At 59.5% G+C, this 26,056-nt stretch carries 23 protein-coding genes and 1 riboswitch; of the genes, 9 read left to right on the forward strand and 14 right to left on the reverse strand.

Annotated features, from left to right (window positions below; translation table 11 throughout):
- Positions 1-4: 4 nt before the first annotated feature.
- The 5 genes from AB3226_RS09600 to AB3226_RS09620 form a co-directional block, all read right to left on the reverse strand.
- Positions 5-2,743, reverse strand: coding sequence for a LuxR C-terminal-related transcriptional regulator (locus AB3226_RS09600; protein ID WP_367372900.1), 2,739 nt, complete (start codon positions 2,741-2,743; stop codon positions 5-7).
- A 406-nt stretch (positions 2,744-3,149) separates the two neighbouring features.
- A complete protein-coding gene (locus AB3226_RS09605; RefSeq protein ID WP_367372901.1) occupies positions 3,150-4,514 on the reverse strand; it encodes a DUF1329 domain-containing protein in 1,365 nt (454 codons plus the stop codon).
- A 26-nt stretch (positions 4,515-4,540) separates the two neighbouring features.
- On the reverse strand, positions 4,541-6,430 hold the full coding sequence (locus AB3226_RS09610; RefSeq protein WP_367372902.1) for a DUF1302 domain-containing protein: 1,890 nt from the start codon (positions 6,428-6,430) through the stop codon (positions 4,541-4,543).
- 334 nt (positions 6,431-6,764) lie between these two features.
- Positions 6,765-8,447 (reverse strand): fatty acid--CoA ligase, encoded by a 1,683-nt coding sequence (locus AB3226_RS09615; RefSeq protein WP_367372903.1) that lies wholly within the window; start codon positions 8,445-8,447, stop codon positions 6,765-6,767.
- A gap of 325 nt (positions 8,448-8,772) precedes the next feature.
- Positions 8,773-9,402: a LysE family translocator gene (locus AB3226_RS09620; RefSeq protein ID WP_367372904.1), complete on the reverse strand. Its 630-nt coding sequence runs from the start codon at positions 9,400-9,402 to the stop codon at positions 8,773-8,775.
- 279 nt (positions 9,403-9,681) lie between these two features.
- Between AB3226_RS09620 and AB3226_RS09625 the strand changes: the two genes are divergently transcribed.
- The 3 genes from AB3226_RS09625 to AB3226_RS09635 all read left to right on the forward strand — a co-directional run bounded on the left by AB3226_RS09625 (position 9,682) and on the right by AB3226_RS09635 (position 12,674).
- Positions 9,682-10,647, forward strand: a complete 966-nt coding sequence (locus AB3226_RS09625; RefSeq protein WP_367372905.1) for a 2-hydroxyacid dehydrogenase — start codon at positions 9,682-9,684, stop codon at positions 10,645-10,647.
- Between the two features lie 33 nt (positions 10,648-10,680).
- Positions 10,681-11,679: a methyltransferase gene (locus AB3226_RS09630; RefSeq protein ID WP_367372906.1), complete on the forward strand. Its 999-nt coding sequence runs from the start codon at positions 10,681-10,683 to the stop codon at positions 11,677-11,679.
- Between the two features lie 195 nt (positions 11,680-11,874).
- Positions 11,875-11,997, forward strand: a riboswitch (yybP-ykoY riboswitch).
- 92 nt (positions 11,998-12,089) lie between these two features.
- A complete protein-coding gene (locus AB3226_RS09635; protein WP_032830419.1) occupies positions 12,090-12,674 on the forward strand; it encodes a TMEM165/GDT1 family protein in 585 nt (194 codons plus the stop codon).
- 149 nt (positions 12,675-12,823) lie between these two features.
- On the opposite strand, the gene AB3226_RS09640 is transcribed toward AB3226_RS09635, so the two are convergent.
- Positions 12,824-13,642, reverse strand: coding sequence for a M48 family metallopeptidase (locus AB3226_RS09640; protein ID WP_367372907.1), 819 nt, complete (start codon positions 13,640-13,642; stop codon positions 12,824-12,826).
- Positions 13,643-13,917: 275 nt separating this feature from the next.
- On the opposite strand from AB3226_RS09640, the gene AB3226_RS09645 reads away from it, so the two are divergent.
- Complete coding sequence (locus AB3226_RS09645; protein WP_367372908.1) at positions 13,918-16,059, forward strand: methyl-accepting chemotaxis protein; 2,142 nt, start codon at positions 13,918-13,920, stop codon at positions 16,057-16,059.
- Positions 16,060-16,164: 105 nt separating this feature from the next.
- Here AB3226_RS09645 and AB3226_RS09650 read toward each other — a convergent pair whose 3' ends face one another.
- The 3 genes from AB3226_RS09650 to AB3226_RS09660 are packed head-to-tail and all read right to left on the reverse strand — an operon-like array spanning position 16,165 to position 17,278.
- Complete coding sequence (locus AB3226_RS09650; protein WP_038981601.1) at positions 16,165-16,788, reverse strand: SOS response-associated peptidase; 624 nt, start codon at positions 16,786-16,788, stop codon at positions 16,165-16,167.
- A gap of 35 nt (positions 16,789-16,823) precedes the next feature.
- Complete coding sequence (locus tag AB3226_RS09655; RefSeq protein WP_367372909.1) at positions 16,824-17,084, reverse strand: putative signal transducing protein; 261 nt, start codon at positions 17,082-17,084, stop codon at positions 16,824-16,826.
- A gap of 11 nt (positions 17,085-17,095) precedes the next feature.
- The gene (locus AB3226_RS09660) at positions 17,096-17,278 is read right to left on the reverse strand and encodes a CPXCG motif-containing cysteine-rich protein (protein ID WP_123501273.1); all 183 of its coding nucleotides are present in this window, start codon (positions 17,276-17,278) and stop codon (positions 17,096-17,098) included.
- Between the two features lie 142 nt (positions 17,279-17,420).
- Between AB3226_RS09660 and AB3226_RS09665 the strand changes: the two genes are divergently transcribed.
- Complete coding sequence (locus tag AB3226_RS09665; RefSeq protein WP_367372910.1) at positions 17,421-18,584, forward strand: 1-acyl-sn-glycerol-3-phosphate acyltransferase; 1,164 nt, start codon at positions 17,421-17,423, stop codon at positions 18,582-18,584.
- A 237-nt stretch (positions 18,585-18,821) separates the two neighbouring features.
- On the opposite strand, the gene AB3226_RS09670 is transcribed toward AB3226_RS09665, so the two are convergent.
- Positions 18,822-19,100 (reverse strand): hypothetical protein, encoded by a 279-nt coding sequence (locus AB3226_RS09670; RefSeq protein WP_367372911.1) that lies wholly within the window; start codon positions 19,098-19,100, stop codon positions 18,822-18,824.
- Between the two features lie 193 nt (positions 19,101-19,293).
- Here AB3226_RS09670 and AB3226_RS09675 point away from each other — a divergent pair, with 193 nt between their 5' ends.
- Positions 19,294-19,500, forward strand: a complete 207-nt coding sequence (locus AB3226_RS09675; protein WP_030129737.1) for a hypothetical protein — start codon at positions 19,294-19,296, stop codon at positions 19,498-19,500.
- 328 nt (positions 19,501-19,828) lie between these two features.
- Positions 19,829-20,206, forward strand: coding sequence for a DUF6124 family protein (locus tag AB3226_RS09680; protein ID WP_367372912.1), 378 nt, complete (start codon positions 19,829-19,831; stop codon positions 20,204-20,206).
- Between the two features lie 718 nt (positions 20,207-20,924).
- On the opposite strand, the gene AB3226_RS09685 is transcribed toward AB3226_RS09680, so the two are convergent.
- On the reverse strand, positions 20,925-21,509 hold the full coding sequence (locus AB3226_RS09685) for a YajG family lipoprotein (RefSeq protein WP_007905851.1): 585 nt from the start codon (positions 21,507-21,509) through the stop codon (positions 20,925-20,927).
- A 205-nt stretch (positions 21,510-21,714) separates the two neighbouring features.
- Between AB3226_RS09685 and AB3226_RS09690 the strand changes: the two genes are divergently transcribed.
- Positions 21,715-21,948 carry a hypothetical protein gene (locus AB3226_RS09690; RefSeq protein ID WP_367372913.1) on the forward strand — a complete coding sequence of 78 codons (234 nt, stop codon included), beginning with the start codon at positions 21,715-21,717 and terminating at the stop codon, positions 21,946-21,948.
- 740 nt (positions 21,949-22,688) lie between these two features.
- Positions 22,689-24,197 carry a malate dehydrogenase (quinone) gene (gene mqo, locus AB3226_RS09695; protein ID WP_367372914.1) on the forward strand — a complete coding sequence of 503 codons (1,509 nt, stop codon included), beginning with the start codon at positions 22,689-22,691 and terminating at the stop codon, positions 24,195-24,197.
- 192 nt (positions 24,198-24,389) lie between these two features.
- On the opposite strand, the gene AB3226_RS09700 is transcribed toward mqo, so the two are convergent.
- The 3 genes from AB3226_RS09700 to AB3226_RS09710 form a co-directional block, all read right to left on the reverse strand.
- Entirely contained in the window at positions 24,390-24,677 is a 288-nt protein-coding gene (locus AB3226_RS09700) for a PA4642 family protein (protein ID WP_367372915.1), read from the reverse strand.
- A gap of 63 nt (positions 24,678-24,740) precedes the next feature.
- A complete protein-coding gene (locus AB3226_RS09705) occupies positions 24,741-25,226 on the reverse strand; it encodes a hypothetical protein (protein WP_123719506.1) in 486 nt (161 codons plus the stop codon).
- A gap of 181 nt (positions 25,227-25,407) precedes the next feature.
- Positions 25,408-25,965 carry a hypoxanthine-guanine phosphoribosyltransferase gene (locus AB3226_RS09710; RefSeq protein ID WP_367372916.1) on the reverse strand — a complete coding sequence of 186 codons (558 nt, stop codon included), beginning with the start codon at positions 25,963-25,965 and terminating at the stop codon, positions 25,408-25,410.
- Positions 25,966-26,056 lie beyond the last annotated feature (91 nt).

Consider the following 26,056-nt stretch of genomic DNA (forward strand, 5'->3'; position numbering starts at 1 on the left):
GGCCTTATCCCAACACCCCCAACTCCTTCGCCCTTGCCACCGCTTGGGTCCTGCGTTCTACCCCAAGCTTACTGTTGATATGGCTGGCATGGGTCTTCACCGTGTGCAGCGAAATAAACAACTGATCGCTGATTTCCTGGTTCGAACACCCCTGCGCGATCAGCCGTAGAACGGCCATTTCACGGGTACTGAGTTGTTCCGTAGCAGAGGACGACTCCACCATTGGCCGAAAGACCACGGCTGGAAGTTTTTCCGAGAGGCTCTGCGAAATGGCCGTCGACGCACAGAGTTGAAGTTGCCCGCGCAGCCAGTCAGGGTGTTCGGTCAACAATGGGTCAAACGGTTGCAGGACACCGCCGGTGGCCGCTTCCAAAGCCTGGACCAGCGCCTTGCGCGCCTCGGATTCGCGCCCGCCCGCCAGCAACAGGGTGACTTTCTGACTCAGCGCCATCACGCTGAGCATCTGCCGGCCGCTGTGCTGACCGTGTTCATGCAACGCGTTCAAGCGTCCTTCGGCGAGCATGGGCTGGCCTTTCATCATGTCCAGCACCGCCTGTTGCAGTTCAATGTGCAACGGTAGTTGCGGATGGAATTCCGGCGGTGCCGCCGGATGCTCTCCGTTGTAGGTCTGGCCCAATCGCGCGAGCCAGGCTTCGGCCAGATCGGTGCGACCCTGGGCCAGCCAGAGTTCGCATTTGACCAGGGTGATCATCGCCAGGTAGTAAATCGGCGGAACATCCCAGATGTGCATCAGCCGCTCGGCCTCGGCGAGTTCGGCGAAGGCTTTGGCGAACTCGCTGCTGCTGCCCTCCAATCGGGCAATCACGCAGTGGCCGATCAACACGCTGATGTCACGACAGGCCCGGGCTTCGCTCAACCCCGCGAGCAAACGTAGCCGCGCGGCCTGGGGTTGCAAACGCAGCGCCAGCAAAAAACCCTCGTATAAAGTCAAGCGTGCGCGCACCGCATAAAGCCGTTGCGGGGATAGGCCTTGGAGGCGCTGCAACCCTTGGCGAACTTCGTCCAATGAACGAAGAATCTCCCCGCGCGCTTGCAGCACGCGGGCGCGATCGTAATGGGCCAGCGCCTCGAACAGCGGATTGCCGACCCGCTGTGCCAGCTCAAGGGACTCACGGTTCAACTCTCGTGCACGCCAGAGATCGCTGTCGGCAATGGCCAGATTGGACAATGTCGAGAGGCACATCAGGCGCTGCCCATAGCGTTTGGCCGGCAGGCTCTCCAGCGCTTCGGTGCAATAGAGCAAAGTCAGCTCGCGATTGCCTCGCCCGCGAGCAATGATGCCGCTCAGGGCCAGCCATTGCGCCAGCATGGATTTTTGCGCAGTGGCCGACGGCGCCGGCAGGAAGCGGCTCAAGTGGCTGGCCAGTTCCTCGGCGGCGTCCAGTTGGCAGGCCAGACCCAACGCCCAGCTATAGAGCACGATCAGCCGTGGCGTGCTGATCAGCAGGCTGTCGGGCAAGTCCATTTTCCAGCGCAGCAGCATGCCGACATTCTGCTCGGCCAGCAGTTGTTCTTCAGAGAGGTTTTGTACCAGATTCGCCGCAACATCCAGATGCCCGGCACGCAACGCCTGCTCTACCGCCTCATCGAGTAACCCTTGAGAATTGAACCAGCGGCAGGCACGCAGATGCAGGCTGGCCGTCGGCACCATCGCCTGGGCGGTGGGCCGACTACGCAGCAGGTCGGAAAACAGGTGGTGATAGCGATACCAGTGACCGTGTTCGTCCAGCGGCACCAGAAACACCTGATGCGCCAGCAAGAAACGCAGGATCTCGGCACTGTCATGGGCTTCGCGCACGGCGTCGCACAACTCGCTGCAAAAGCGCTCTTGAAGCGCGGTCTCGTACAGGAATGACTGCACCTCGGCGGGCAGGCAATCGATCACTTCTTCGAGCAGGTAATCGCGAATCAGCCCTTCCCCACCGTACAGCGATTGGGGCAATGCGCCCTCGCTGCCGGCTTCGGAGGCCGCCAGCAGCCAGAAGCGCAGCCCGGCCACCCAGCCTTCGCTGCGCAGGATCAAACTCTCCAGTGCCTCGCCACGCAATGAAATACTGTGTCTATCGAGTAGGGTCAGGGCTTCATCGTGGGTCAGTCGAAGATCCTGCTCATGCAACTCGAGCAGTTGCCGCGATAGCCGCAGGCGAGCCAGATGCCAGTCGGGACGTTGCCGGCTGGTGACCATGACCAGCAGACCATCGGGTAAATGATTGAGAAAAAACTGCAGGCAACGATCAAGCACCGGGCCCTGGGCCAGATGATAGTCATCGAGCACCAGCAACAGCGGCGTAACGGGTGAAAGGTGCACAGCCAGTTCATCGAGCAAACCGTCCAGCCATTCTTCGAAGGCGAACGGCTGATGACGTTGGCGCATTTTCAGCAACCCCAGCGCCTGACTACCCAGTTGCGGAAAATACTCCTGAAGCCCTTCGAGCAGCCGTTCAAGAAAACGACCGGGATCGCAGTCCCGAGGACTTAACCCCAGCCACAGGCTTTGCCAGTGATCCGGCAACCCCTGGCAAAACTCCACCGCCAATGAGCTCTTGCCGAACCCCGCCGGCGCGCTGACCAGCAGCAGCCTGCCACCGAGACCGGCGCTCAGGCGCTCGCACAAACGCGGCCGCAGCACATGGCCGTCGGGCAGCGGAGGCCGGAAAAAGCGCCCGTCCAATACGGCGACGGCAACACTTGCAGGGCCCGGAAATGGGGACAGATCAGTCATGGCCGGCTCTTGTTTGAAAGGCTGATGGCGGCGTTACAGATGTCCGCAGCCTAGCGGTAAACGAAGAGCTATTGAAGGTTGTTGCTACAAATGGCTACAAAAAGACTACGAGCAGAAGTTACCAAGCCTGAGGTGCAGTTTTCCGACAGACCGTGTCGCCCGCCTTCGCGAGCGAGCCCGCTCCCACACTGGATCTCCATTGCTCACAGATTGTATGTCCACCAAAGATCAAATGTGGGAGCGGCGGTGCGGCGATCCGACTTGCTCGCGAAAGGGCAATCACAGTCACCGACGTTTCGCGCCCCCCCGCGTGAACAAGTGCGCCCTGATACAAAATTCCAATAAAAAAACGCCCCGAACAAGTCGGGGCGCTTTTTTCGAGGATGCGGCCTCGGTTCACACCATATTAACGAACGCCTTCCTGACGCAAGGCTGCCGGAGTGAAATCGGCGGTGCCGGCAGTGAAGCCGAAGTTATACGCCGACTTCTCTTCGTTCTTCATGCCCAGGGCCAGGTAGCGGCCCGATTGCAGGTCGTACAGGGTTTCGAGGGCGTACCACGGCACTTGCTTGTCGTAGTAGTTCTCGGAGTGAGCCTCGGCGACACGCCACAGTTGCCCGCGACCGTCGTAGTGGTCGACCACAGCCGCCTGCCAGGTGTCTTCGTCGATGTAGAAATCACGCTTGGCGTAGATGTGACGCTGACCTTCCTTCAGGGTCGCGACCACATGCCAGACCCGACGCAGTTCATAGCGAGCCAGGTCCTGGTTGATGTGACCGGCCTTGATGATGTCGGCGTACTTCAGTTGTGGCGAATCGAGCTTGTAGCTGTCGGAGGCGATGTACATCTCTTTCTTGCCTTCGAGCTTCCAGTCGTAGCGATCCGGCGCACCGTTGTACATGTCCAGGTTGTCGGAGGTACGCAGGCCATCGGCAGCGGTACCCGGCCCGTCATAGGACACTTGCGGCGCACGACGCACACGGCGTTGCCCGGCGTTGTAGACCCACGCCGAACGCGGTTCTTTAACCTGGTCGAGGGTTTCGTGCACCAACAGCACACCACCGGCCAGACGCGCCGGCGCGGTCACTTTCTGCTTGAAGTAGAACAGGATGTTGCCCGGATTTTTCGGGTCGTAATCCTTCATCTTGTCGCGGAAGACGAACTGGTCCTCGAAATACACCAGGCTGAACGAGCCATTCGGCTGCGGCGTGGCCTGGGTTATCAGACGGGTCACACTGCCGCCACGATAACGGGTGATATGGTTCCAGATCACTTCAACGCCAGTTTTCGGAATCGGGAACGGGATCGCGGTTTCGAAGTTTTCCAGACCATTGCCGCCGGACACCAGGTTAGTGTTGGTGGCGTTTTTCTTGATGGAGGCGAACACCTCATCCGGCACGGTGGCGCCGCGATGGGACGGGTAGACCGGCATCTTGAAGGTTTCCGGGTAGCGCTTGAACATCGCGTACTGGCCCGGCGCGAGCTTGTCCTTGTACTGGTCGACGTTTTGCGCGGTGATGGTGAACTGCGGTTTTTCACTCGCGAACGGGTCAGCCAGGAAACCCTTGCCGTCTACTGCACCGGCGTTTTTCGGCATGGGTTTCCAGGCCGGGATCGAACCGTCGGCGTTGCCCGCCATCTCGGCGCCCATCGGGGTCAGGCTCTTGCCCAGCTTGTCTGCTTCGGCCGCAGGGACCGCCGCCATGACACCAGTTGCCAGCAGCGACAGCCCCAGAACGCCAACGTGGAACAGACTCTTTGTTATTTTCATAAATGTGTTCGTCCTGAAAATAGTGCTTAGAAGTTCACGCCGAAGCTGAGCGCAACGAAGTCGCGATCATCCACGGTGGTGTACTTGCCGTCGAAGAAGTTGGTGTACGCCAGGCTCGCGGTGTAGGTGTTCTGGTATTCGGCATCCAGACCCAGGCTCACCGCTTTACGACCTTCCTCGAAGTTACCACCAGGGCCAGGCGAGTAACCGCTCACGTCGTGGGACCAAGCCACGTTCGGCTTGAGGTTCACACCGGCGAATACGTCGTTGTAATCCCAGATGGCACGAGCGCGATAACCCCACGAAGTGGCCGTAGTAAAGCCGTCGTCTTCGCAATTGCGGCTGCGGTTATTGGTAGCAGCACCTGCGCCGGCACCGTTGATGGTGCTGGTATTGAGGATCGCCGAGCAGGTGTTGAGGCCGCCGGTAGACGGCAGTTCACCAGGCCCGTAGACCGGGTCACGGCCATAACGGATGTCGGAGCTGCTTTCCAGGCCGCCGACGTGGGTCACGCCCACTTCGCCCACCAGGGTCATACGGCTGGCGCCCATGACCTGATCGAAGAAGTGCGTCAGGGTGGTCTGGAACTGGGTGACTTCCTTGCGGCGATAACCGTGCAAGTCCTGACCCGGAACACCGGGGAGCAACGAAGCGTTAGTCAGGGCACCGCCCAATGGGCGCACGCCGGCAAACAGGATGTCGGTGGAGTTAAGCTGCACCGGCGCGTTCGGACGGTAGCTGATTTCGCCGCTCCACGCCGTACCGGTAGGCAGGGTGGTGGAGAAGCTCAAGCCGTAGAGGCGGATGTCTTCAGGATACTCGACGAAGTACTCGGAATTACCGGCGACCACCAGTGGCCCCAGCGCGCGGAACGCCGCCGGCAAAGCTGCCACGCCGTTGTAGATCGATTGCGGAGCTCCCGTGGCGCTGAAGATCGGCGCACGGCTGTGGTAGTTCATGAAGTACGCACCGAACTCGGTATCGAGCGGATCGAACATGTACTTCAAGGACGCGCCCCACTGGCCGCTGTCCCGCGCATCGCGGTCAGGACCACGACGCACCAGCACACCTTCTTGGTTGACGTCGACGCCCGCGTTGGCCAATGGGCCCAGCGCGACGGCAGGAATGGTCGAGCGCTTGTTCAGCACGCGCAGATTGTCGGTGCAACCGTCGGCAATGATGTCTGGCTGGGAGAAAAAGGTACCGCAGTTATCGACAACCGTCTGGTCCCATTCCAGCTGATAGAAGGCTTCGGCCGACAGATTGTCGGTCAGGCTCTGGGACACGTAGAACATGTTGACCGGGATCAGACCTTCCTTGACCTCGGCACCGGGACGACGGAACGCGGACACGTCGATCGGGTTGATCGAGTTGATGCCGCCGCCGATGAAGGTACTTTCACCCCAGCTCACAACCTGCTTGCCCAGACGCACGGAACCCGGCTGATCGGCAATGGAGTAGTTGTGATAGACGAAGGCGTCGAGGATCTGGCCGCCGGAGGACTTGGCGCCTTCCTTGCGATTTTCGTCGCTGATGTCCTTGAACTCGCGGCTTTCATCCTTGAGTTCGAAGTCGTACCAGTATTTGCCCCGGACGAAGACACCGGTATCGCCGTATTTCAATTCAAGGTCATGGATGCCCTTGAAGATCTTCGAAAAGGTTTCGCCGCTCTTGAAATTGTTGTGACCGTCATCGGACGTCTGGGACAGGCCGTGGCCCCCGTTATTGACGCCGATGAGGTTCTTGTTGGGACTCTGAGTAGACCAACTGGCGCCGATCGACAGGGATGAGTCGAACTGACCTTCGATCTCACCGACGTTGAAACTGACGCCGAATGCAGGCCCGGCGAGCGAAGAGGCAAGACTGACCGCCAGGGGCAGTTTCGCCCGGCGCCAGAACTGGTTTACTGATGTCATCGACGCTACTCCATGTGCATTATTGTTATGGCTGAGTACTTTTAAAAACGTTGTGGGTGACCGGAAGCCAAGTGGTCCGAAGTCACTCCAAAGTTGCATCGCCCCGTTTTGTGCGTGCGCTCCGTTCTTAAAAATCCTTGAGCGGACTATAGCCAGCAGGTAGTAGTGCTTGATCCCTCTAAAGTGTGATTTGCAGCTGCCGGCCACTCTGGAACAGTCCTTTCGCCAGTCCGACACATGTCGGCACGGCAAGGATGGCTGAAAATTCGGATTTGACAAGCCAAGCGCTTGCTTGGTGGGGCTGGCGTGCCCTTTCGGGCACGCCAGATGACGCTTAAAGCGTCGAGAGGAAGGTGCTGTTGTTGGCCTGCCATTCAGTGATGTCGACGCGGATACGCTTCTTGTCGAGCTTACCGACGCTGGTCTTGGGAATTTCAGTAACAACGGCTATCTGGCTCGGGATAGCCCACTTGCTCAGGTGCCCCTGTTCAACGAACGGCTTGAGGTGCTCCTTGAGTTCCCTGGCCCCGATCTCATGCTCGTCGCGGACCACCAGCAGCGCGAACGGTCGCTCGCCCCACTGCGGATCGGCGATGCCCACCACTGCTACTTCACGTACCGCAGGGTGGCGGCTGATCAGGTCTTCCAGGTCCAGGGAGGAGATCCACTCGCCACCGGTCTTGATCACGTCCTTGATCCGGTCGCGAATGTCGATCACGCCCATGCTGTCCAGGGTGGCTACGTCACCAGTGTGCAGCCAGCCGCCGGCCCAGAGCTCGGCGCCCTTCTGCGGCTCGTTGAAATAACCCTCGGTGAGCCACGGCGCACGCAGCACCAGTTCGCCCTGGGTCTCGCCATCGGCAGGCAGGAAGTTGCCGTCGGTGTCGACGATCGCCGCCTCGACCAACGGCCCTGGCACACCCGCCTTGATCCGGTAGGTGGTGCGTTCGTCTTCGGTGCCGGCCATCAGCTCATCGTTGAGGTGCGCACACGAGACCAATGGCCCGGTTTCCGACATGCCGTAAGCGGCGGTCAACTGAATGCCCTTGGCCTTCGCCGCTTCGTACAGCGCACGGTTCAGCGCACTGCCGCCAATGACGATTTTCCAGCCACCGAAATCGATGTCTTTCGCCGCCTTGGCATTGAGGACCATTTGCAGAATGGTCGGCACGCAGTGGGAAAAACTCACCTTCTCCTTACGCCACAACTCCACCAGATATTCGGGGTCGTAGCGGCCGGGATAAACCTGCTTGAGCCCGAGCATGGTCGCCACATACGGCAAGCCCCAGGCGTGCACATGGAACATTGGGGTAATCGGCATGTACACGTCGTTGGTGCCCAGCAGCCGCACGCTGTCGATGGAACCCATAATGGTCGACACGCCCATGGTGTGCAGCACCAGCTGACGATGGGTGAAATACACACCTTTGGGATTACCGGTAGTGCCGGTGGTGTAGAACGTGGTGGCGACCGAGTTTTCGTCGAAGTCCTCGAAGTCGTACTGCGTGCTCGCGGCCGCCAGCAATTGCTCGTACTCGCCAATCAGGTTTGGCAGGTCGGCGGTTTTTTCCGGCAAGTCGGTCAACAGCAGGGTTTTCTCCACGGTAGTCAGGTGCCCGGCAATCGCCTTGTACAGCCCGACGAACTCGCTGTTGACCAGCACGAAGCGGTCCTCGGCGTGGTTCATGGTGTAGAGAATCTGTTCCGGCGACAGGCGCACGTTGATGGTGTGGATTACCGCACCGATCATCGGGATGGCGAACATGCATTCCAGGTAGCGATGGCTGTCCCAGTCCATCACCGCCACGGTGTCCCCGGCCTTCACACCGGCGGCCGTCAGCACGTTGGCCAGCCGCGCGACCCGCTCGATCAGGGTCGGATAGCTATAGCGCAATTGATCGCGGTAGATGATCTCGCGGGTTTTTTCATAACGGGCGCCGGACATCAGCAGCCGTTTAATCAACAGCGGATACTGGTAAGCGCCCTCGGCTGGAGGAATAACGCGAGTCTGCAACATAAGAGTCCCTTTTCTGACTGCACGGTCTTGGCTTTTAAAGCTAAGCACTCTAGAGCCCTTGAACGCCAGCCAAATCAGCCAAAGGGATGATTTGCACAGCCGTACGAATGCTAGCTTTGCGCCAGCATTTGCTGTGTGTCACCTGAACCTGAACGCAGGAATGGCCGAACACTGTGGCGAGGGAGCTTGCTCCCGCTGGGCTGCGTAGCGGCCCCAAAACCGGTGAACGCACTCTGTCGGACACACCTCGTTGCCTGCTTTACGACTGCTTCGCAGCCGAGCGGGAGCAAGCTCCCTCGCCACAGCTTTCGGCAGCTCCGGGAAATCAGTGCATTTCGGTGAACGCAAGTTTCACACCGATGGCGATCAACACCGCGCCCATGGTCCGGTCGAACCAGTGGCCCATGCGGGCGAAACCGGCGCGCACGCGCTGTTGGCTGAACAGCATCGCCACGAGGCAAAACCAGACCGCCGTCGCCGCTGCCAGGTAAATCCCGTAACCGGCCTGTACCGCCAAAGGTGTTTGCGGGTTGATCACCACGGTGAACAGCGACAGGAAAAACAGCGTGGCTTTCGGGTTCAAGCCATTGGTTACGAAGCCCGAGGTGAAGGCACCGCGTGCGGTGCGTTCGCCGGCCTCCTGATGCAGGTCATCAGCCGCAGGTGGGGCCGGTTGTGCGCGCAAGGCCTTGAAGCCGACGTACAGCAGATACGCGGCAGCGGCCCATTTCAAGGCGTTAAACAGCACGATCGACTGAGACACGATCAACCCGATCCCCAGCAGCGAATAACCGACGTGCAGGAAAATCGCCGAGCCGACACCCAGCGCCGTCCAGGTCCCGGCACGGCGACCGTGGGTCACGCTCTCACGCACCACCACGGCAAAGTCCGGGCCGGGGCTGGCGACGGCAAGCAGGTGAATCAGGGCGACGGTCAAAAACTCTGTCCAGTACATGGGGGCTCCTTTTGGGCAGGGCGATCAACAAAAAATTCTGAGGCCGACTTCACCTCTGTGGCGAGGGAGCTTGCTCCCGTTCGGCTGCGAAGCAGTCGTAAAACCGGATGACACGGTATGTCTGACAATACACGGTCGCCTGGGTTGGGGCCGCTGCGCAGCCCAGCGGGAGCAAGCTCCCTCGCCACAGGTGCCAGACCAGACAATGCGTAACAGTTTATTTCATCTGGTAGGCTCGGCAGATTACGCCTTCAGTTCAATGCACAAAAGGTACAGTTGATGACGAACTCTCGCCGCGCCGTTTTCCTCGACCATCCGTCCCTGGACCTCGGCGATCTCGACCTCAACCCGCTACGCGAGTGCTTCAGCGACTTGCAGCTGTTCGCGCAAACCACACCTGAACAGGTGATCGAACGCCTCAAGGGCACTACCGTCGCCATCAGCAACAAAATCCTGATCGATGCGACGGCCATAGCGGCCAGTCCCGAGTTGAAGCTGATCCTGGTCACCGCCACCGGCACCAACAACGTCGACCTCGCTGCCGCCCGTGCTCACGGAATCACTGTCTGCAACTGCCAGGGTTACGGCACGCCGTCGGTGGCTCAGCACACGATCATGTTGCTGCTGAATTTGGCGACGCGTCTGGCCGATTATCAAAAAGCTGTCGCCGAAGGTCGCTGGCAGCAGGCGAAACAGTTCTGCCTGCTGGACTATCCGATCGTCGAACTCGAAGGCAAAACCCTCGGCCTGCTTGGCCACGGTGAACTGGGCAGTGCCGTGGCGCGGTTGGCCGAGGCGTTCGGTATGCGCGTATTGCTGGGGCAGATTCCGGGGCGCCCTGCCCGACCGGATCGCTTGCCGCTGGATGAACTGCTGCCGCAAATCGACGCCCTGACCCTGCACTGCCCGCTCAACGAACACACTCGCCACTTCATCGGCGCCCGCGAATTGGCCTCGATGAAACCCGGTGCTTTCGTGGTCAACACCGCGCGCGGTGGTTTGATTGACGAGCAGGCATTGGCCGACGCTCTGCGCAACGGTCACTTGGGCGGTGCGGCCACCGACGTGTTGAGTGTCGAACCACCCACCGCGGGCAATCCGTTGTTGGCCCACGATATTCCACGGCTGATCGTGACCCCGCACAACGCCTGGGGCAGTCGCGAGGCGCGGCAGCGAATCGTTGGCCAGTTGACCGAAAACGCCCAAGGCTACTTCAGCGGTCAAGCGCTGCGGGTCGTCAGTTGATAAACTGCGGCACTTTTTTTCCAGGAGCAGAGTATGGATCCGCGCAGTGAAGTACTGCTTCGTCAGGCCGAGTTATTCCAGGGTTCGGTGCTGCTGGCCGGTTTGCCCGCCGATGATTTGCTGGGCCGCCTGCCCGATGCCCATGGTTGGTGCTGGCACGCCGGCGATCAAGCGGCGCTGGACGCCCGTTTCGCCGAGCGCAGCCATTTCGGCGTAAATGCGCCCGAGCGCGAGTTCGACAGTGCCGTGGTGTTTCTGCCCAAGTCCAAAGACCTGACCGATTACATCCTCAACGCCCTCGCCTCTCGTCTGGCCGGCCGTGAGCTGTACCTGGTGGGCGAAAAACGCAGCGGTATCGAAGGCGCGGCCAAGCAACTGAACCCCTTCGGCAAACCACGCAAGCTCGACAGCGCACGGCATTGCCAACTCTGGCAGGTCACCGTGGCCAATGCACCAGAAGCCAAGTCGCTGGAAAGCCTGGCCCAGACCTACGAACTGCCGTTGGCCGAAGGCCCATTGAAAGTCATCAGCCTGCCGGGCGTGTTCAGCCACGGTCGCCTGGATCGCGGTAGCGCCCTGCTGCTGGAGCATCTGGACAAACTGCCGAGCGGCCACTTGCTGGACTTCGGTTGTGGCGCGGGCGTGTTGGGGGCGGCGGTCAAGCGGCGTTATCCACACAATCAGGTCACCCTGCTCGATGTCGACGCGTTTGCCGCCGCCAGCAGTCGCCTGACCCTGGCCGCCAACGGTCTGGACGCGGAGGTGATGACCGGTGACGGCATCGATGCCGCGCCCATGGGTTTGAGCGCGATTCTGAGCAATCCACCGTTCCATGTCGGCGTACACACCGATTACTTCGCTACCGAGAACTTGCTGCGAAAAGCGGCCAAGCATCTGAAAAACGGTGGCGAACTTCGATTGGTAGCGAACAGCTTCCTGAAGTATCAACCGCTGATCGAAGAGCATCTCGGCACCTGCGCGATCAAGGCTGAAGGACAGGGTTTCCGAATTTACCGGGCCAAACGCGGCTGAAACACTTTTGCAAAACAGGGCTTGCCCTGGAGCGACGAAGAACCTGTGGGAGCGTGGCTTGCCCGCGAAGAATGCACCGCGGTTTTTCAGGTATTACGCGTCATCGTTCTTCGCGGGCAAGCCACGCGCCCACAGGTTTTGTGGTTTAGCTACCGACATTGGGGCTTGCCCAATCGGATTTGCCTAGGCAGAATCCGCTCCGTCCTAGGGGAGTAGTCTCCCACGAGCGCCATGCTCGTCCGGCATACGTCAACATACTTGGTCCTCAGACCATGGCGTATGCGACCCAAGCGTCCGCATCAGACGGATCGCAGGGTTTGACAAGACCTATGACACGAACACCTTACCCGGGGCGGGAAGGCTGTACGTGTCATAGCCGTGTCGACCCGCCCCTTAGGAAAACCCTGATGATGCTGGACTCTCTGCTCGTTCCCACCGCAATCGTTGCCTTGGCCGAAATCGGCGACAAGACGCAACTGCTCGCGCTCATTCTCGCTGCCCGCTTTCGCAAACCCTGGCCAATCATCGCCGGCATCGTCGCCGCGACCCTGGCCAACCATGCGGCAGCCGGTGCGGTAGGCGCCTGGTTCGGCAGTTTCTTCTCGAATGCGACGTTGCACTGGATCCTCGCCGCGAGCTTTACCGCCACGGCGCTGTGGACGCTGGTGCCGGACAAGATGGACGAAGACGAAGCCAGCACCGCCCGAAAATTCGGGCCATTCCTGACCACGCTGATTGCATTCTTCCTCGCGGAAATGGGTGACAAGACCCAAGTCGCCACCGTGATGCTTGCCGCGCAATACCCGGATCTGTGGCTGGTGATCATCGGCACTACCGCCGGGATGTTGATTGCCAACGTGCCGGTGGTACTGGCAGGTAACTTTGCGGCGGACAAACTGCCCTTGACCCTGATCCGTCGCCTGGCGGCATCGGCGTTCCTGATTTTGGCAATTGTTGCGGTGTACAAGGCGATGCAGAGCAGTGGGTGGGTTTGACGCGGTAGGTCAGTAGTACCGCGTCATCGTTCTTCGCGGGCAAGCCACGCTCCCACAGGTTTTCGGTCGATTACATCATTTGTGTATGGCACAGAACCTGTGGGAGCGGGCTTGCCCGCGAAGGCGTCAGCGGCATCAACGCCTATCTATCAGGATTTCTTGGCTTTTTCATATAACGGCATGACTTTAGGAATCGCCGCCTGCAAGGCAGCAATCCGACTGGCCGACGCCGGGTGCGTGCTCAAGAACTCTGGCGGCGCGCCATTCGAGGCTTTGCTCATCTTGTTCCACAGGGTGATCGCCGCGTTCGGGTTGTACCCGGCACGGGCAGCCAATTCGAGGCCGATCAAGTCTGCTTCGTTTTCATTGCCGCGACTGTTGGGCAAGGTCATGCCGTATTGGGCTACGGTGTCCGCCAGGGCCAGGCTGCCCTCGCCCAGACCGAACAACGCACCAGCACCCTGCTTGGCCATTTCGATACCGTAAGCCTTGGACATCGCTTCGCGACCGTGCTCGCGCAAGGCGTGAGCGATTTCATGGCCGATGATGGCGGCGATTTCGTCGTCGGTGAGTTGCAGGGTGTCGATCAGCCCCGAGTAGAAAATGATCTTGCCGCCAGGCCCGCAGGAGGCATTCAGATCGTCGCTCTTGATCAAATTCACTTCCCATTGCCACTGAGCCGAATCCGGACGGAACACCGGCGCCTGGGCAATCAGCCGCCTGGAGATCGCCTGAACGCGCTTCGCATCGTTACTGGTTTTGTCCAGCACCCCTTTGCTGCTCGCCTCCCCGACGGTCTTTTGATAAGACTGGGCGTACATCTGGTTGACCTCAGAGGTCGACAACATGCTGAACATGTATTGCTTGCGCTCAACGCCCACGGCGCCACCGCTGGTGGTGTTGACCGACTGACAACCGGCGAGCAGCAAACTTGCGCTCAGTGCACACAAAACCAATGTCTTATTCATCAAGAAGCTCCCTGGAAACATGCCGCGTATCCTAGGTGGGGATTTGTATCGGCGCCAGATACAACGGACGTGTAACACGTACATTTCAGACAAAGCCCTTATCACCGTAGGAAAAATTTCATATAACGGCGCCCGCCACGGCCGATCACGGTCAGCAATAATTCATTTACGACATCCAGCACTCCAAAACAGCCAATTCGTCATGGGTCGTTCATGACCTTCCAGCTTCCTGCCGATACAGCACCGCAGACGTCCTCTTGCGCGCGGAGCCCCCCATGAAATTCAAGTCGATCCAGTTTTCCGTTGCCGCCCTGGCCGGCGCCATTGTGCTTAGCGTCGTCGCTGCCCTGGTGCTGTATGCGCTGTTTTCCGGTGCCCGCACCCAAGACATGGTTCAGCAACGGACTCAGGCGCAGTTCGAGCAAGTCATCGAACAACGCCTGACCTCGCTGGCGCAAACACAGGTCAGCCAGATCCAGCGCGAACTCGAAGCACCGCTGCTGATTGCCGGCGGGCTGGTTAGGGTCAACGCGTTGATTGGTACCCCCGGCGCCGATGGTCAGCCACAGTTGAGCCTGAGCCGTGAGCAACTGATCAGCCTGATCAAGGAAAACGTCGCCCGGAACCCGAAAATTCTCGGCACCTACATCGGTTGGGAAAAAAACGCACTCGACCACAATGATGCGGCCTACGTCGACACCCCTGTGGTCGGCATCGACGCCAGCAACGGGCGCTTCCTGCCGTGGTGGTTCCGCAATGAAGACGGCAGCCTGGGCCTGGACAAACTGGTGGACGTCGACGACCAGAAAACCCTGTCCACCGGCGTGCGTGCCAGCGAGTACTACCTGTGCTCCAAAGAAACCAAAAAATCCTGCGTGATCGATCCGGCGCCCTACAAGGTCGGCGACAAGATCGTCATGCTCGCCTCATTCATTGAACCGATCATGCTCAATGGCGCGTTCCAGGGCATCGTCGGCGCTGACCTGTCGGTGAACTTCATCCAGGAAATGCTCCTGGGGGCGAATCAGAAACTGTACAGCGGCGCCGGGGAAATGGTCCTGATCGGCGGTAACGGCCGGATCGTCGCCTACACCAAAGACCCGAGCAAATTCGGCGAAAAGGTCAGCGACATTCTCGACAGCAAACAGATTGCCAACATGGCCAATCTCAAGCGCGGCGAAGTGACTTACACCATCGACAAGGACCAGGGCCGGATCGAGTTGTACCTGCCCTTCGGCATCGGCCAGACCGACGCCCGCTGGACCTTGATGCTGCAACTGCCGCTGAACGCGGTGATGGCCGATCTGCAAAAACTTCAGGGTGATCTGGACGCACAGCGCAAATCCGACACCTTTGGCATGGCCATGGTCGGCCTGTTGATCGCTGGTATCGGTTTGTTGGTGATCTGGCTGGTAGGCCACGGCATTGCTCGTCCACTCAAGCAAATGGTCGCGATGCTCGACGATATTGCTCAGGGTGAAGGCGACCTGACCCGTCGATTGACCAGCGACCGCGCCGACGAATTGGGCTCGATCGCCAAAGGCTTCAACACTTTCCTCGCCAAGTTGCAGGCGATGATTACCCAAGTGGTGACGTCGGTGCAGAGCGTCAGCGACTCATCGGAACATACCGCCGACATCGCCATTCGCACCAACATCGGCGTGCATAAACAAATGGCCGAGATCGATCAGGTCGCGACCGCCGTGCATGAAATGACCGCCACCGCCCAGGATGTCGCGCGCAATGCCACTCAGGCCGCGCAAGCCGCCAGCCATGCGGATCAGGCAGCGGCGCAGGGCATGCAAATCGTCCGTGACACCTCGAATTCCATCGGCGTACTGGCGGTGGAAATCGGCAAAGCCGTCGGCGTGGTGCAGACCCTGGCCAAGGACAGCGAGAACATCAATGCGATCCTGACGGCCATTCGCGGCATCGCCGAGCAGACCAACCTATTGGCCTTGAACGCCGCCATCGAAGCCGCCCGTGCCGGTGAGCAGGGTCGTGGGTTTGCAGTGGTGGCCGATGAAGTGCGCAACCTGGCGCAGAAAACCCAGAAGGCCACTGAAGAAATCCAGACCATGATCCAGCATCTGCAGCAAGGTACCCGCGATGTGGTGCGGGTCATGGAAGACAGCCAGAACCGCACCGACGAAAGCGTGCAACACGCGGCGAAAGCGGCCGAGGCGCTGGAGACCATTACGCAAGCGGTGTCGGTGATCAACGACATGAACACCCAGATCGCCAGCGCGGCCGAGGAACAGAGCGCGGTGGCCGACGACATCAATCGTAATGTGATCAACATCGGGCAAGTGGCCAATGAAGTGGCCGGTGGGGCGGATGAATCGAGCGCGGCCAGTGCGGACTTGACCAAGTTGGCGGAACAGCAGCGGCGGTTGATCAATCAGTTCAAGGTTTGATCCGAAGGCCCCATCGCGGGCAAGCCCGCTCCCACAGGTTTTGTGAACGCCATAAATCCCTGTGGGAGCGGGCTTGCCCGCGATGACGTCAGCCCAGACACCCCATCAACCCGGAGTCAAACACTCCGGCCCATTGAGCTTCGGATCGTTCACCAGGTTCGCCAGCACCCGCTCGCGCAATGCCGCAGGTTCACTGGCCAGCAACGCCTGCAAGGCATGCAACGGCGTTTCGGGGTTGAGCCAGGCTTCCTGCCCCGCCGCATCGAGAATCAACGGTCGACGCTGACTCGAAGCCGGCTGGGTGATCACCGCCGTACTCAACCACACCTGTTCCTGCACCGGATACGCCTCCCAGATCGCCGCGAAGAACAGCGCCGAACCCTCCCCCGGGGTCAGCCAGTACGGACGTTTGCGTGTGGTGCCGCGCCATTCGTAGAAACCATTGGCCGGCAGCAGGCAGCGACGCAGGCGCAAGGCTTCGCGAAACATCGGTTGTTCGGCAACGGTTTCAGCGCGGGCATGGGCCGGGGTGCGAGACAGGTCGGTCAGCCACGGCGGCGTCAGGCCCCAGCGGGCGCGGGCCAACTCGCGTTGCCCGTCTGCGCCGGCACGCAGCATCAACACCGAATCGTTGGGGGAGATATTCCACTGGGCCTGCTGATCGGCGGGGAATCCGGGCAGGGCCGCAAAAGCGGGGTTCCAGCGAAACAGGGCATAACGTCCACACATGGGGCAATACGACTCTTGATCAAACGAACGTCAGCCTAACAGACCAGCGTGCCGGGAAAACTGTCCGGTTCATCGCCGGACAGCGGCAGCGCGGCATTGTACGCGGTGATCAGCTCCCGGGCGTATTCGGCCTGGTCGTTATCGACCGATAGGCCCAGCAGGCCGAATATCGGTAACTCGCCTGTGCCGCCGACCAAATCACGCCCAACCAGATGCGCTTCGATACCCTCGCTGGCGAGCATGCCTTGCAGCAATTCGCCTTCCATCAGGTTTTCCGGTTCGTAGATGCGCTGCATGGGCCGCCCTCTCATTCATTTTCGCTGCGGACTTCGAGATGCCATTCCTCTCCGTGAACCTGCAACACAAACGTAATCGGCCGACAACACACCTGACAATCCTCGATATAGGTCTGATCGCCTCCTGACAGGTCTACAGAAGTCTCAACCACTTCACCACAATACGGACATTCATACTGCGCAGTTTCCAGCATCGCGGTCTCCCAGGTGACTTGTGCGTATAATCGCCGGTCTATTTGCAGGGCTATTTTCGTCTGGCTACCTTTTCAGACCGTGCCCCGTTGGTTTTTTATCAAAACCTTTACTTACCCTAGCCGTTTCTAACAAGAGAGCATGATGGGCGAATTCGATGCCATCCGACCTTACGACGACAGCGAAGTCCCGGCAGTATTGAACCGGTTGCTTGGTGACAAGGCGTTTCTAGATATCCTCATCCACTTCCGCTTCCCGCGCTATGCCGGTGCCTTCGGCTGGATGCTCAAACCTCTTATAGCTCATCGGCTGCGCCGTGAGTTCGCCGGTATCACGTCGGTGGCGACATTGCAGGACAAAGTCGAGTTTTACGTCGACCACACCATCGAGCGTGCCACGGACGGTGTGACGTACACCGGCGTGGAACAATTCAAGTCTGGCAGCGCCTACCTGTTCATCGCCAACCACCGCGACATCGTGATGGACCCGGCCTTCGTCAACTACGCCGTGTACCACGCCGGCCTGCCGACCCCGCGCATCGCCATTGGCGACAACCTGCTGCAAAAGCCTTTTGTCAGCGATTTGATGCGCCTGAACAAGAGCTTCATCGTGCACCGTTCGATCACCGGCCGCCGGGAAAAAATGGCGGCGTATCAGCTGTTGTCAGCGTACATCAACCATTCGATCCGCAACGACTGCGCCTCGATCTGGATCGCCCAGGCTGAAGGCCGGGCCAAGGACGGCGACGACCGTACCGAGTCGGCGATCCTCAAGATGTTCCACATGAGCCGCAAGGACGAGCCGTTCGGCGAAGTCATTCGCTCGCTGAACCTCACCCCGGTGTCGATCAGCTACGAATACGATCCGTGCGACCAGGCCAAGGCCCGCGAGCTGTACATCCGCGCCACCACCGGCAGCTACAGCAAAGTGCCAGGCGAGGATGACGTGAGCATCGCCAAAGGCATCACCGGTTACAAAGGCCGGGTCCACGTGAACTTCGCCGCGCCGATCACTGAACTGTTCGAAGACACCAAGCAATTGGCGATCGAAATGGACAAGCAGATCCTCAGCGGTTACCGGTTGTTCCCGGCGCACTACCTGGCCTATGCCCAGTGGAAAGACGCCGACCCGCAACTGCAGGTGCCGAAAGCGGCCGAGGTGTTTGCGGCTGACGAACTGGCCAAGGCCCAGGAAGAATGGCAGCGTCGGCTGGATGCCTGCCCTGAGGAGCATCGTCCGTTTATGGTGCTGCAATATGCGACGCCGGTGCGCAATCAGTATCGGGTCAAGGCCGGGTTGCCGCTGTAAGCGATTTTGGCTGGAAACAACAACGGCGCCTTCGGGGCGCCGTTTTTGTTTGCCTTGATGCGGTAAGACAGTCAGGCACTGTACCTGTGGCGAGGGAGCTTGCTCCCGCTCGGCTGCGCAGCAGTCGTAAAGTCAGTGCTCGCAGTGTGTCTGAGATAACAGAGGTGGCCGTTTTTGGGGCCGCTTCGCAGCCCAGCGGGAGCAAGCTCCCTCGCCACAGGGGCTTGTGTCAGATCTTCAGACGCGGGTGCTGATCCACGACACCAGCAACGCCATCCCGAGGCAGGCGAAACCGAAGCGGTAGAAAAACCGGTTCATGCGCAGGGTCGCCCAATCCAGCGTTGGCTCTTCACTGGGACGACGTTGGCGCTGCGCTTCGATACTGGCCAGGGCGCGCTGTTCGCGGCGACGGGTGGCGTGCAGCAACCAGCCGCCCGGGAAGGCTAACAGCAAGGCCAGCAAATTGATCAATTTGGCGGGATGAGCGGTAAAGAGCGAAATCAATTGCAGCGACATCACAAACCTCAGGCAAACCGGTATAGCAGACGCCGGACCGACGACCACGGCGCGGATTCTACCGAAAGCGCTCCGACCTGCCCCGGCTTTCCGACAAATAACGAAACCATTTAGTCGATTACTGTTCTGTGTCACGACGCCGTCATCTGAATCCGCCAGTCTGTTGCCCCTCGAAACCGACACGGACTCCGTCATGCTCCACGCCGAAAACCAGGACCGCCTCTACCTCATTGCCCAAAGCGACGAACAACAAACCTTAGTCGGCAGCCTCGCCTTCAACGTACAGGACCGGCATTGGCTGGTGTATTGCGCGCTGGGCGGGCATCAACATGCGGATTTGCCGGAAGCGGATTTGCTGACGGGGGTGAGTGTCCTGGATTTTTATTCAGAGGCGGCTTGAACGTCCTACAAACGCAGTGATTGAAAGGGAAGATTCCGACAGGTTTTGAAGGTTGTCGCTCGGAAATGGGGTGGATAGGCTTTGGGGGTCGCTGCACATCAGCGACCGGGCGTCGCAGTCCGTTCAGTTCAGCTCATTTGGTGCATAATCGCCGGCCCAAACCGGAGCGCTTCGGTGCTAGTCGTTTGGTTTGATGGTGGCTGTGCGCGGGATACCTTCGGGTATGCCGGGTTTCCGAATGGCTCGGTCTGCGACCCCGCGTACAGCTGCCTCCTTCAATCGCGTCGCAGCGATCGTGGCAGCTAAACCTTTCATTCGGAGCATCACCATGTTCAAAGAAACACCGAATCCCCCAGAAACCGACGACGTTTCCCCCTACGAATCCCTCGATTCAAAAAAACTCCACGAAGCAGCTAACCGCGCGCTCGATCACTACCTCAACCCAGCCGCCCTCAAATCACCCGCGACCCGCAAACCGAGCACGATGTATATGGTTGCGCCGGATATCAAAGACGAAGACTTGTTGGCCCATACCTGTGAATCGTTGGCCCAGGCCAGTGTGATGGCGAGTGATTTTGCGGGGTATCTGGAAGGGCCGCACCGGCACACGGCGATGGCGATTCAACAGATCGTCATGCTGGCCGAACTGGCGGTGAACCGGATGCTGGATAACGTTGCCATACCAAAAGCTGCGCCACACAGCTAATCCCCTGTAGGAGCGAGGCTTGCCCGCGAAGGCTTTCTCACATTCGACATGGAGGTAGCCTGACACGCCGCCATCGCGGGCAAGCCTCGCTCCCACATTGAATCGTGTATATCTGCGAGAGACTGGTCGGCTGTCAGGCCGCCTTCGCGGGCAAGCCTCGCTTCTACAGTTGAATCGTGTCCATCTGCGAGAAATTGGTCGGCTGTCAGGCCGCCTTCGCGGGCAAGCCCGCTCCCACAGTAGAGCGGCGTACACCCGCCCTCCCCTCACCACTCAACAGGCCGAGCGTTAGCTCGCCTGCAGCTTTTGATCTTGATCCACCCGCCCCTTCGGGAGGCTGAGTGGAGGTGTTCATCTGGGGATTGGCGCGCAGCGCCGTTCGACGCAGTCGAACCCATCGCATGTAGGTCGTAGCGAAGCAGACCGTAGGGCGATGCCCCCAGATGGATACCGGAGCGAAGGAACGCCGAGCCTTAGCGAGGGGCCGTACGCTTGGGGCGAGCGTTTTTTGCTTCCTTTTTTAGGCGCTTGTAAAAAAGGGAGTCGCCGTAAGGGCGAAACCATAAGCCGCCGTTACCGCAGCAACGGATATGTACACCACCAACCAAAACATGGTCGGCCCAAAGGCCGCCATCCCGACCAAACCCGCTCCCGCAAAGGACACAAAAAAACCCGGCGCCATCACTGACACCGGGTTCTTTTAACAAGCCGCAAACCGTTACTCGGCAAGCACCTGACCAATCGTCGGGTCCTTGAACAAGCGGGTCAACGCGTCACTCAATACATCACTGACCAGCTTGGTATTGGTTTCCTGATTCGGCGCCATGCCAAAACGCTGATCCAGCGACGCACCGTAGCGACCGCTATAACGACGGTTGGCATTCTGCACATCCGAACGGAACGTCGCGCCAATCGTTGCCTCAGTCACATACAGGCCTTCCTTGGGCGACTGATACTTCAGCTCGGCCAGGGTCACCGTCAATTGCGGTGCATTCAGCGCATTGGCCGTTGGGGTAAAGCCCAGCAAGCGCACGGCCGCTTCAGCCTGAGCCTGCAGCTTCGGCAGAATCTGCGCGCCCTGCACGGTGATCGCGCTGGTCTCCGGATACAGGCCACCACGAGTCCCCAGCGTTGGCGACGGACGACCGTCCACCACGCGCACCACCACCGGCTGACCACGGCCGACCGGCGCCAGCTGAGCCGTCAGCTTGGGTTCCGGGTTCAGTTGTTGCGGGCTGTGGGCGCAGCCGACGAGGGTCAAACTGGTCACAGTGATCAAACCGAACAACAGGCGTTGCAACATGCTCTTCTCTCCAGAAACAGGCACTAACATTACCCGCAGTATAGCGGTGCGCCACTGCGGCGAACTAGCTTCGAACAACGATTACTGAAATCTCTGACAAACCCGGCACAGAGCGGTTCCTGTCACACATCTGTCATCGCCCAGACACAGGCATGTCATCGCCCACTGGCAAGCTTCACGACAGTCACCCACAAGGTACGTTGCCATGCGTGTTCTCATCTCCCTGTTCGCGCCACGCCCACTGCATCGCTGTTTTGCCCTGCTCGACCGCGATGGCCGTTGCCAGGCATTCAAACAGTGCAGCCTGCAGCCCATGGGCGATGGCTGGGTCGAAATCGAAGAAATCCGCCTCAACTGGCTGCACCATCCCCTACCCGCCAGCGCCCGTGTCAGCCAGCACCAGCCACGTGCTCGTGCGCAACAACTGTTGACCACCTGACCGGACGCCTAATAAAAGTCATTAAACACGACCATTTCCCTGCGTTTCTTCGCTACAATCTCCCCCCGATTATAAGGACGTCTCCTGATCGGGCCTCGCAGCATCGTCAATGCCTCGGTATTGACACCCCCGCACCGCCCACAGAGAGCCGCCCACACAGATCGAGTGAAGCTGGCGCGCTTGCTGTTCCCTAAGCAAAAACACCACTTTTCGCGAATCTGCAGAGCTGTCATTACGCTCGGTCACTGAGCTGTTTGCCCGTTTTGCTTGTCATGTATCCCATGGCGGCATTCCATCCGGGCACGGTGCCAGGCTGGGACAGCCCTTTTTTGAGGTTCACGTCTTCAAAAGAGCGTGAAAAAAACGGGTTTTCACAACTTCACAAGAGTGTGGCGAGCAAATGAATAGTTTTGCGTCTGAACATGCACCATTAGCGTCTACAACAGCCCAACGACACAGGACCGAGTATTCCTCGAACACCGGAGCCTGAAGCCTGTCCGCTACGGATTTGGTTGCACAAACGGATGTCTCGACCATAAGTCGAATTGCCAGCCGCGTGCCGAAATGAGTTCATGTGACTCTTGAGGCCAGGCCGCATGCATCCGTCGAAGTTGCGAAAAATTGCGAAGATTCGGACATGGCGATCCTGGCCATGGGTACCTGGGGCATCACTGACACGCCCCGGAACGCCTGGCAGCTATGCCGACAATTTGGTGCTGCAGATTTTGGAGACGCGTTAAATGGCGCATAACGAAGCAGTCGACGTAGTACTGGTTGGGGCCGGCATCATGAGTGCCACCCTGGCTGTACTGCTCAAAGAGCTCGACCCCGCGATCAAGCTGGAAGTCGTCGAGCTGATGGATTCCGGTGCCGCGGAGAGTTCCAATCCGTGGAACAACGCCGGTACCGGTCACGCCGGGCTGTGTGAGCTGAACTACACGCCACAGGCCGCCGACGGCACCGTCGACATCAAGAAAGCCGTGCACATCAACACCCAGTTCGAGGTGTCGAAGCAGTTCTGGTCCTACCTGACCAAGAAAGGCACCTTCGGTTCGTGCAAATCGTTCATCAGCCCGGTGCCGCACCTGAGCTTCGTGCAGGGCGACGACGGCGTCTCCTTCCTCAAGGAACGTTTCAAGACGCTGAGCAAGCACCACGCCTTCTCGGACATGGAATACACCGAAGACAAGGCCACCATGGCCGAGTGGATGCCCTTGATGATGCCGGGCCGCCCGGCTGACGAAGTCGTCGCCGCCACCCGCGTGATGAACGGCACCGACGTAAACTTCGGCGCCCTGACCAACCAATTGCTCAAGCACCTGACCAGCGCGCCTGATGCCCAGGTCAAGTACTGCAAGCGTGTGACGGGTCTGAAGCGTAACAACGGTGGCTGGACTGTCAGCATCAAGGACGTCAACAGCGGCAATACCCGTGATGTCGATGCGAAGTTCGTGTTCCTCGGCGCTGGCGGTGCTGCACTGCCACTGTTGCAAGCTTCGGGCATCGAAGAAAGCAAAGGCTTCGGCGGTTTCCCGATCAGCGGCCAATGGCTGCGTTGCGACAACCCGGAAGTGGTCAAGCACCACCAGGCCAAGGTCTACAGCCAGGCTGCGGTAGGTTCGCCACCGATGTCCGTGCCGCACCTGGACACCCGTGTGGTCGATGGCAAGAAGTCCCTGCTGTTCGGACCTTACGCCGGTTTCACCACCAAGTTCCTCAAGCACGGTTCGTTCATGGACCTGCCGATGTCGGTCCGCGCCGGCAACATCGGCCCGATGCTGGCCGTGGCCAAAAACAACATGGACCTGACCAAGTACCTGGTCAGCGAAGTGATGCAGTCGATGGAGCAGCGTCTGGATTCCCTGCGTCGTTTCTACCCTGAAGCGAAAGCCGAAGACTGGCGCCTGGAAGTGGCCGGCCAACGGGTGCAGATTATCAAGAAAGACCCGAAGAAAGGCGGCGTTCTGCAGTTCGGTACCGAACTGGTCGCGGCCAAGGACGGTTCACTTGCGGCCCTGCTCGGCGCATCCCCAGGCGCTTCGGTGACTGTTTCGATCATGCTTGAGCTGATCGAGAAATGTTTCCCGAACAAGGCCCATGGCGAGTGGGCTGCCAAGCTCGCGGAAATCTTCCCGGCTCGGGAAAAGGTTCTGGAAACCGACGCTGCGCTGTATCGCAAGATCAATGCGCACAACAACGTCGCGCTGGAACTGGTTGAAGCCAGTAACGAGACCGAAAGCTACGCTTGATTCGGCCTAAAAAAACGCCCCGTCCTCATTGAGGGCGGGGCGTTTTTTTGTGTGCGGTGAAACAATCTTTGTGGCGAGGGAGCTTGCTCCCGCTGGGCTGCGAAGCGGCCCCGAAATTCTGCGAACGGCGCAGATTTTTGTGAGCGCTGCGCACTCAAGCGGGAGCAAGCTCCCTCGCCACAAATGCCTACGTTAAACGCGAGCCTTGCTGATCAGCTCGATGTACTCGGCGGCGTTGCGCTGATCCTTGATCAGGGCGACGAAGTCATTACCGTGCTCATCCTTCCCATCCAGGTCATGGCCGGCTTCAACAAAGAACGTCAGAAAACGCTCGAAGTCATCGATGCGCAGGCCACGGTACGCCTTGATCAGTTTGTGCAGCGACGGTGAAGTGGCGTCGACCGGCTCAAAATCGAGGAACAGCTTGATCTGCTCATCGCCGATCTCGTCACCAATCACTTGCTTCTTATCTTTACGCATTGCCGACTCCAGCTCGCAGACATTTCACGGGGCGGGCAGTTTACCCCTGCGCAGGCGCCAGGCTCAACGCGGACGAACGCTGCCTGTGTGCAAATCGGCCCAGATATGGCCGTTGGCGTAGCTGAGGAACTGGCAATACACCGTGTCATTGCGCAACAAGTCGATCACCACCCGGTATTGGGCCAACGGGTAATAGAGGGTCAGGGTTTTGCTTTTTTCGTCGTAGATCGGCTTTTTCAGGCTTTTGCTTTCGCCATCGAAGTTGACCAATACCTGGCTGATGGTGGCGCCCTTGTTCAAGGATTTGCCCTTGAGGCGGATCAGCAATGGTGATGTAACCGGGATCGGCTGTTGGTTGGACTGACGCTGACTGCCGATCACCACCGAATACTCGGTGATCTGCAACAGTTGCTGCTGCTCGGGTTCAGCATCGCGCAGGGTCAAGTCGTCCGGGGGCAAAAACTGCGCATGCATCGGCGACGGGGCGGCGGCCAGGGGCAGGCTGACGGTCAGCAACAGGGCGGCGCAGCTGCGGATCAAAAGGCTCATGGATGGCTCCGGGGGCGGGGCCGAGCACTCTAGCATGGGTGTACGAAGATATTTCTATGGACACAGATCCCTGTGGGAGCGTGGCTTGCCCGCGATAGCGATCTGTCTGACACATTAATGCTTAATGCACCGACGCCATCGCGGGCAAGCCACGCTCCCACAGGAAAAGGGATAGCCGGGCTTACATGCCTTTAACGGCAAAAATCCCGTTGGCGTTACGCCAGTAGCCTTTGTAGTCCATGCCGTAGCCGAAGATGTAACGGTCAATGCATGGCAGGCCGACGAAATCGGCTTTCAGGTCCGGACGAGCCTTGCGGTCGTGGTCCTTGTCGATCAGCACGGCAGTGTGCACGGCGCGGGCGCCAGCGTGTTTGCAGAAGTCGATGATCGCGCCCAGGGTGTGACCTTCATCGAGAATATCGTCGATGATCAGCACGTCACGGTCGATGAACGAGACTTCCGGCTTGGCCTTCCAGAACAGGTCGCCGCCGCTGGTTTCGTTGCGATAGCGGGTGGCGTGCAGGTAGGACGCTTCCAGCGGGAAGTTCAGATAGGTCAGCAGCTTGCCGGAGAAAATCAGCCCACCGTTCATCACGCAGAACACTACCGGATTGCTCTCGGCCAGCTGATCGTTGATTTGTGCACCGACGCGGGCGATGGCCGCCTCGACTTCAGTTTCGGTGTACAGGCAGTCAGCCTCTCGCATGATTTGACGGATATGCTCGAGATCAGCGGACATGGCGCTCTCCAAGGGGGACGGACAGAGGAAAAGCGGGCAAAGGTACGCATCCCGCACGGCCAGATCAAGCGTTTGTGGACTAACGTTCTAT

This window comes from Pseudomonas lini, from assembly GCF_964063345.1.
In the GTDB taxonomy this organism is placed as follows: Bacteria; Pseudomonadota; Gammaproteobacteria; order Pseudomonadales; family Pseudomonadaceae; genus Aquipseudomonas; species Aquipseudomonas lini_B.

What these genes read in the sequence shown, in the direction of transcription:
- AB3226_RS09675 (WP_030129737.1), top strand. Translation starts at nt 19,294, where the DNA reads ATGCTCCACGCCGAAAACCAGGACCGCCTCTACCTCATTGCCCAAAGC.
- AB3226_RS09690 (WP_367372913.1), top strand. Translation starts at nt 21,715, where the DNA reads ATGCGTGTTCTCATCTCCCTGTTCGCGCCACGCCCACTGCATCGCTGT.
- AB3226_RS09635 (WP_032830419.1), top strand. Translation starts at nt 12,090, where the DNA reads ATGCTGGACTCTCTGCTCGTTCCCACCGCAATCGTTGCCTTGGCCGAA.
- AB3226_RS09655 (WP_367372909.1), bottom strand. Translation starts at nt 17,084, where the DNA reads ATGCAGCGCATCTACGAACCGGAAAACCTGATGGAAGGCGAATTGCTG.
- AB3226_RS09620 (WP_367372904.1), bottom strand. Translation starts at nt 9,402, where the DNA reads ATGTACTGGACAGAGTTTTTGACCGTCGCCCTGATTCACCTGCTTGCC.
- AB3226_RS09685 (WP_007905851.1), bottom strand. Translation starts at nt 21,509, where the DNA reads ATGTTGCAACGCCTGTTGTTCGGTTTGATCACTGTGACCAGTTTGACC.
- AB3226_RS09615 (WP_367372903.1), bottom strand. Translation starts at nt 8,447, where the DNA reads ATGTTGCAGACTCGCGTTATTCCTCCAGCCGAGGGCGCTTACCAGTAT.
- AB3226_RS09660 (WP_123501273.1), bottom strand. Translation starts at nt 17,278, where the DNA reads ATGCTGGAAACTGCGCAGTATGAATGTCCGTATTGTGGTGAAGTGGTT.
- AB3226_RS09645 (WP_367372908.1), top strand. Translation starts at nt 13,918, where the DNA reads ATGAAATTCAAGTCGATCCAGTTTTCCGTTGCCGCCCTGGCCGGCGCC.
- AB3226_RS09600 (WP_367372900.1), bottom strand. Translation starts at nt 2,743, where the DNA reads ATGACTGATCTGTCCCCATTTCCGGGCCCTGCAAGTGTTGCCGTCGCC.
- AB3226_RS09710 (WP_367372916.1), bottom strand. Translation starts at nt 25,965, where the DNA reads ATGTCCGCTGATCTCGAGCATATCCGTCAAATCATGCGAGAGGCTGAC.
- AB3226_RS09700 (WP_367372915.1), bottom strand. Translation starts at nt 24,677, where the DNA reads ATGCGTAAAGATAAGAAGCAAGTGATTGGTGACGAGATCGGCGATGAG.
- AB3226_RS09640 (WP_367372907.1), bottom strand. Translation starts at nt 13,642, where the DNA reads ATGAATAAGACATTGGTTTTGTGTGCACTGAGCGCAAGTTTGCTGCTC.
- AB3226_RS09625 (WP_367372905.1), top strand. Translation starts at nt 9,682, where the DNA reads ATGACGAACTCTCGCCGCGCCGTTTTCCTCGACCATCCGTCCCTGGAC.
- AB3226_RS09705 (WP_123719506.1), bottom strand. Translation starts at nt 25,226, where the DNA reads ATGAGCCTTTTGATCCGCAGCTGCGCCGCCCTGTTGCTGACCGTCAGC.
- AB3226_RS09630 (WP_367372906.1), top strand. Translation starts at nt 10,681, where the DNA reads ATGGATCCGCGCAGTGAAGTACTGCTTCGTCAGGCCGAGTTATTCCAG.
- mqo (WP_367372914.1), top strand. Translation starts at nt 22,689, where the DNA reads ATGGCGCATAACGAAGCAGTCGACGTAGTACTGGTTGGGGCCGGCATC.
- AB3226_RS09665 (WP_367372910.1), top strand. Translation starts at nt 17,421, where the DNA reads ATGGGCGAATTCGATGCCATCCGACCTTACGACGACAGCGAAGTCCCG.
- AB3226_RS09605 (WP_367372901.1), bottom strand. Translation starts at nt 4,514, where the DNA reads ATGAAAATAACAAAGAGTCTGTTCCACGTTGGCGTTCTGGGGCTGTCG.
- AB3226_RS09670 (WP_367372911.1), bottom strand. Translation starts at nt 19,100, where the DNA reads ATGTCGCTGCAATTGATTTCGCTCTTTACCGCTCATCCCGCCAAATTG.
- AB3226_RS09610 (WP_367372902.1), bottom strand. Translation starts at nt 6,430, where the DNA reads ATGACATCAGTAAACCAGTTCTGGCGCCGGGCGAAACTGCCCCTGGCG.
- AB3226_RS09680 (WP_367372912.1), top strand. Translation starts at nt 19,829, where the DNA reads ATGTTCAAAGAAACACCGAATCCCCCAGAAACCGACGACGTTTCCCCC.
- AB3226_RS09650 (WP_038981601.1), bottom strand. Translation starts at nt 16,788, where the DNA reads ATGTGTGGACGTTATGCCCTGTTTCGCTGGAACCCCGCTTTTGCGGCC.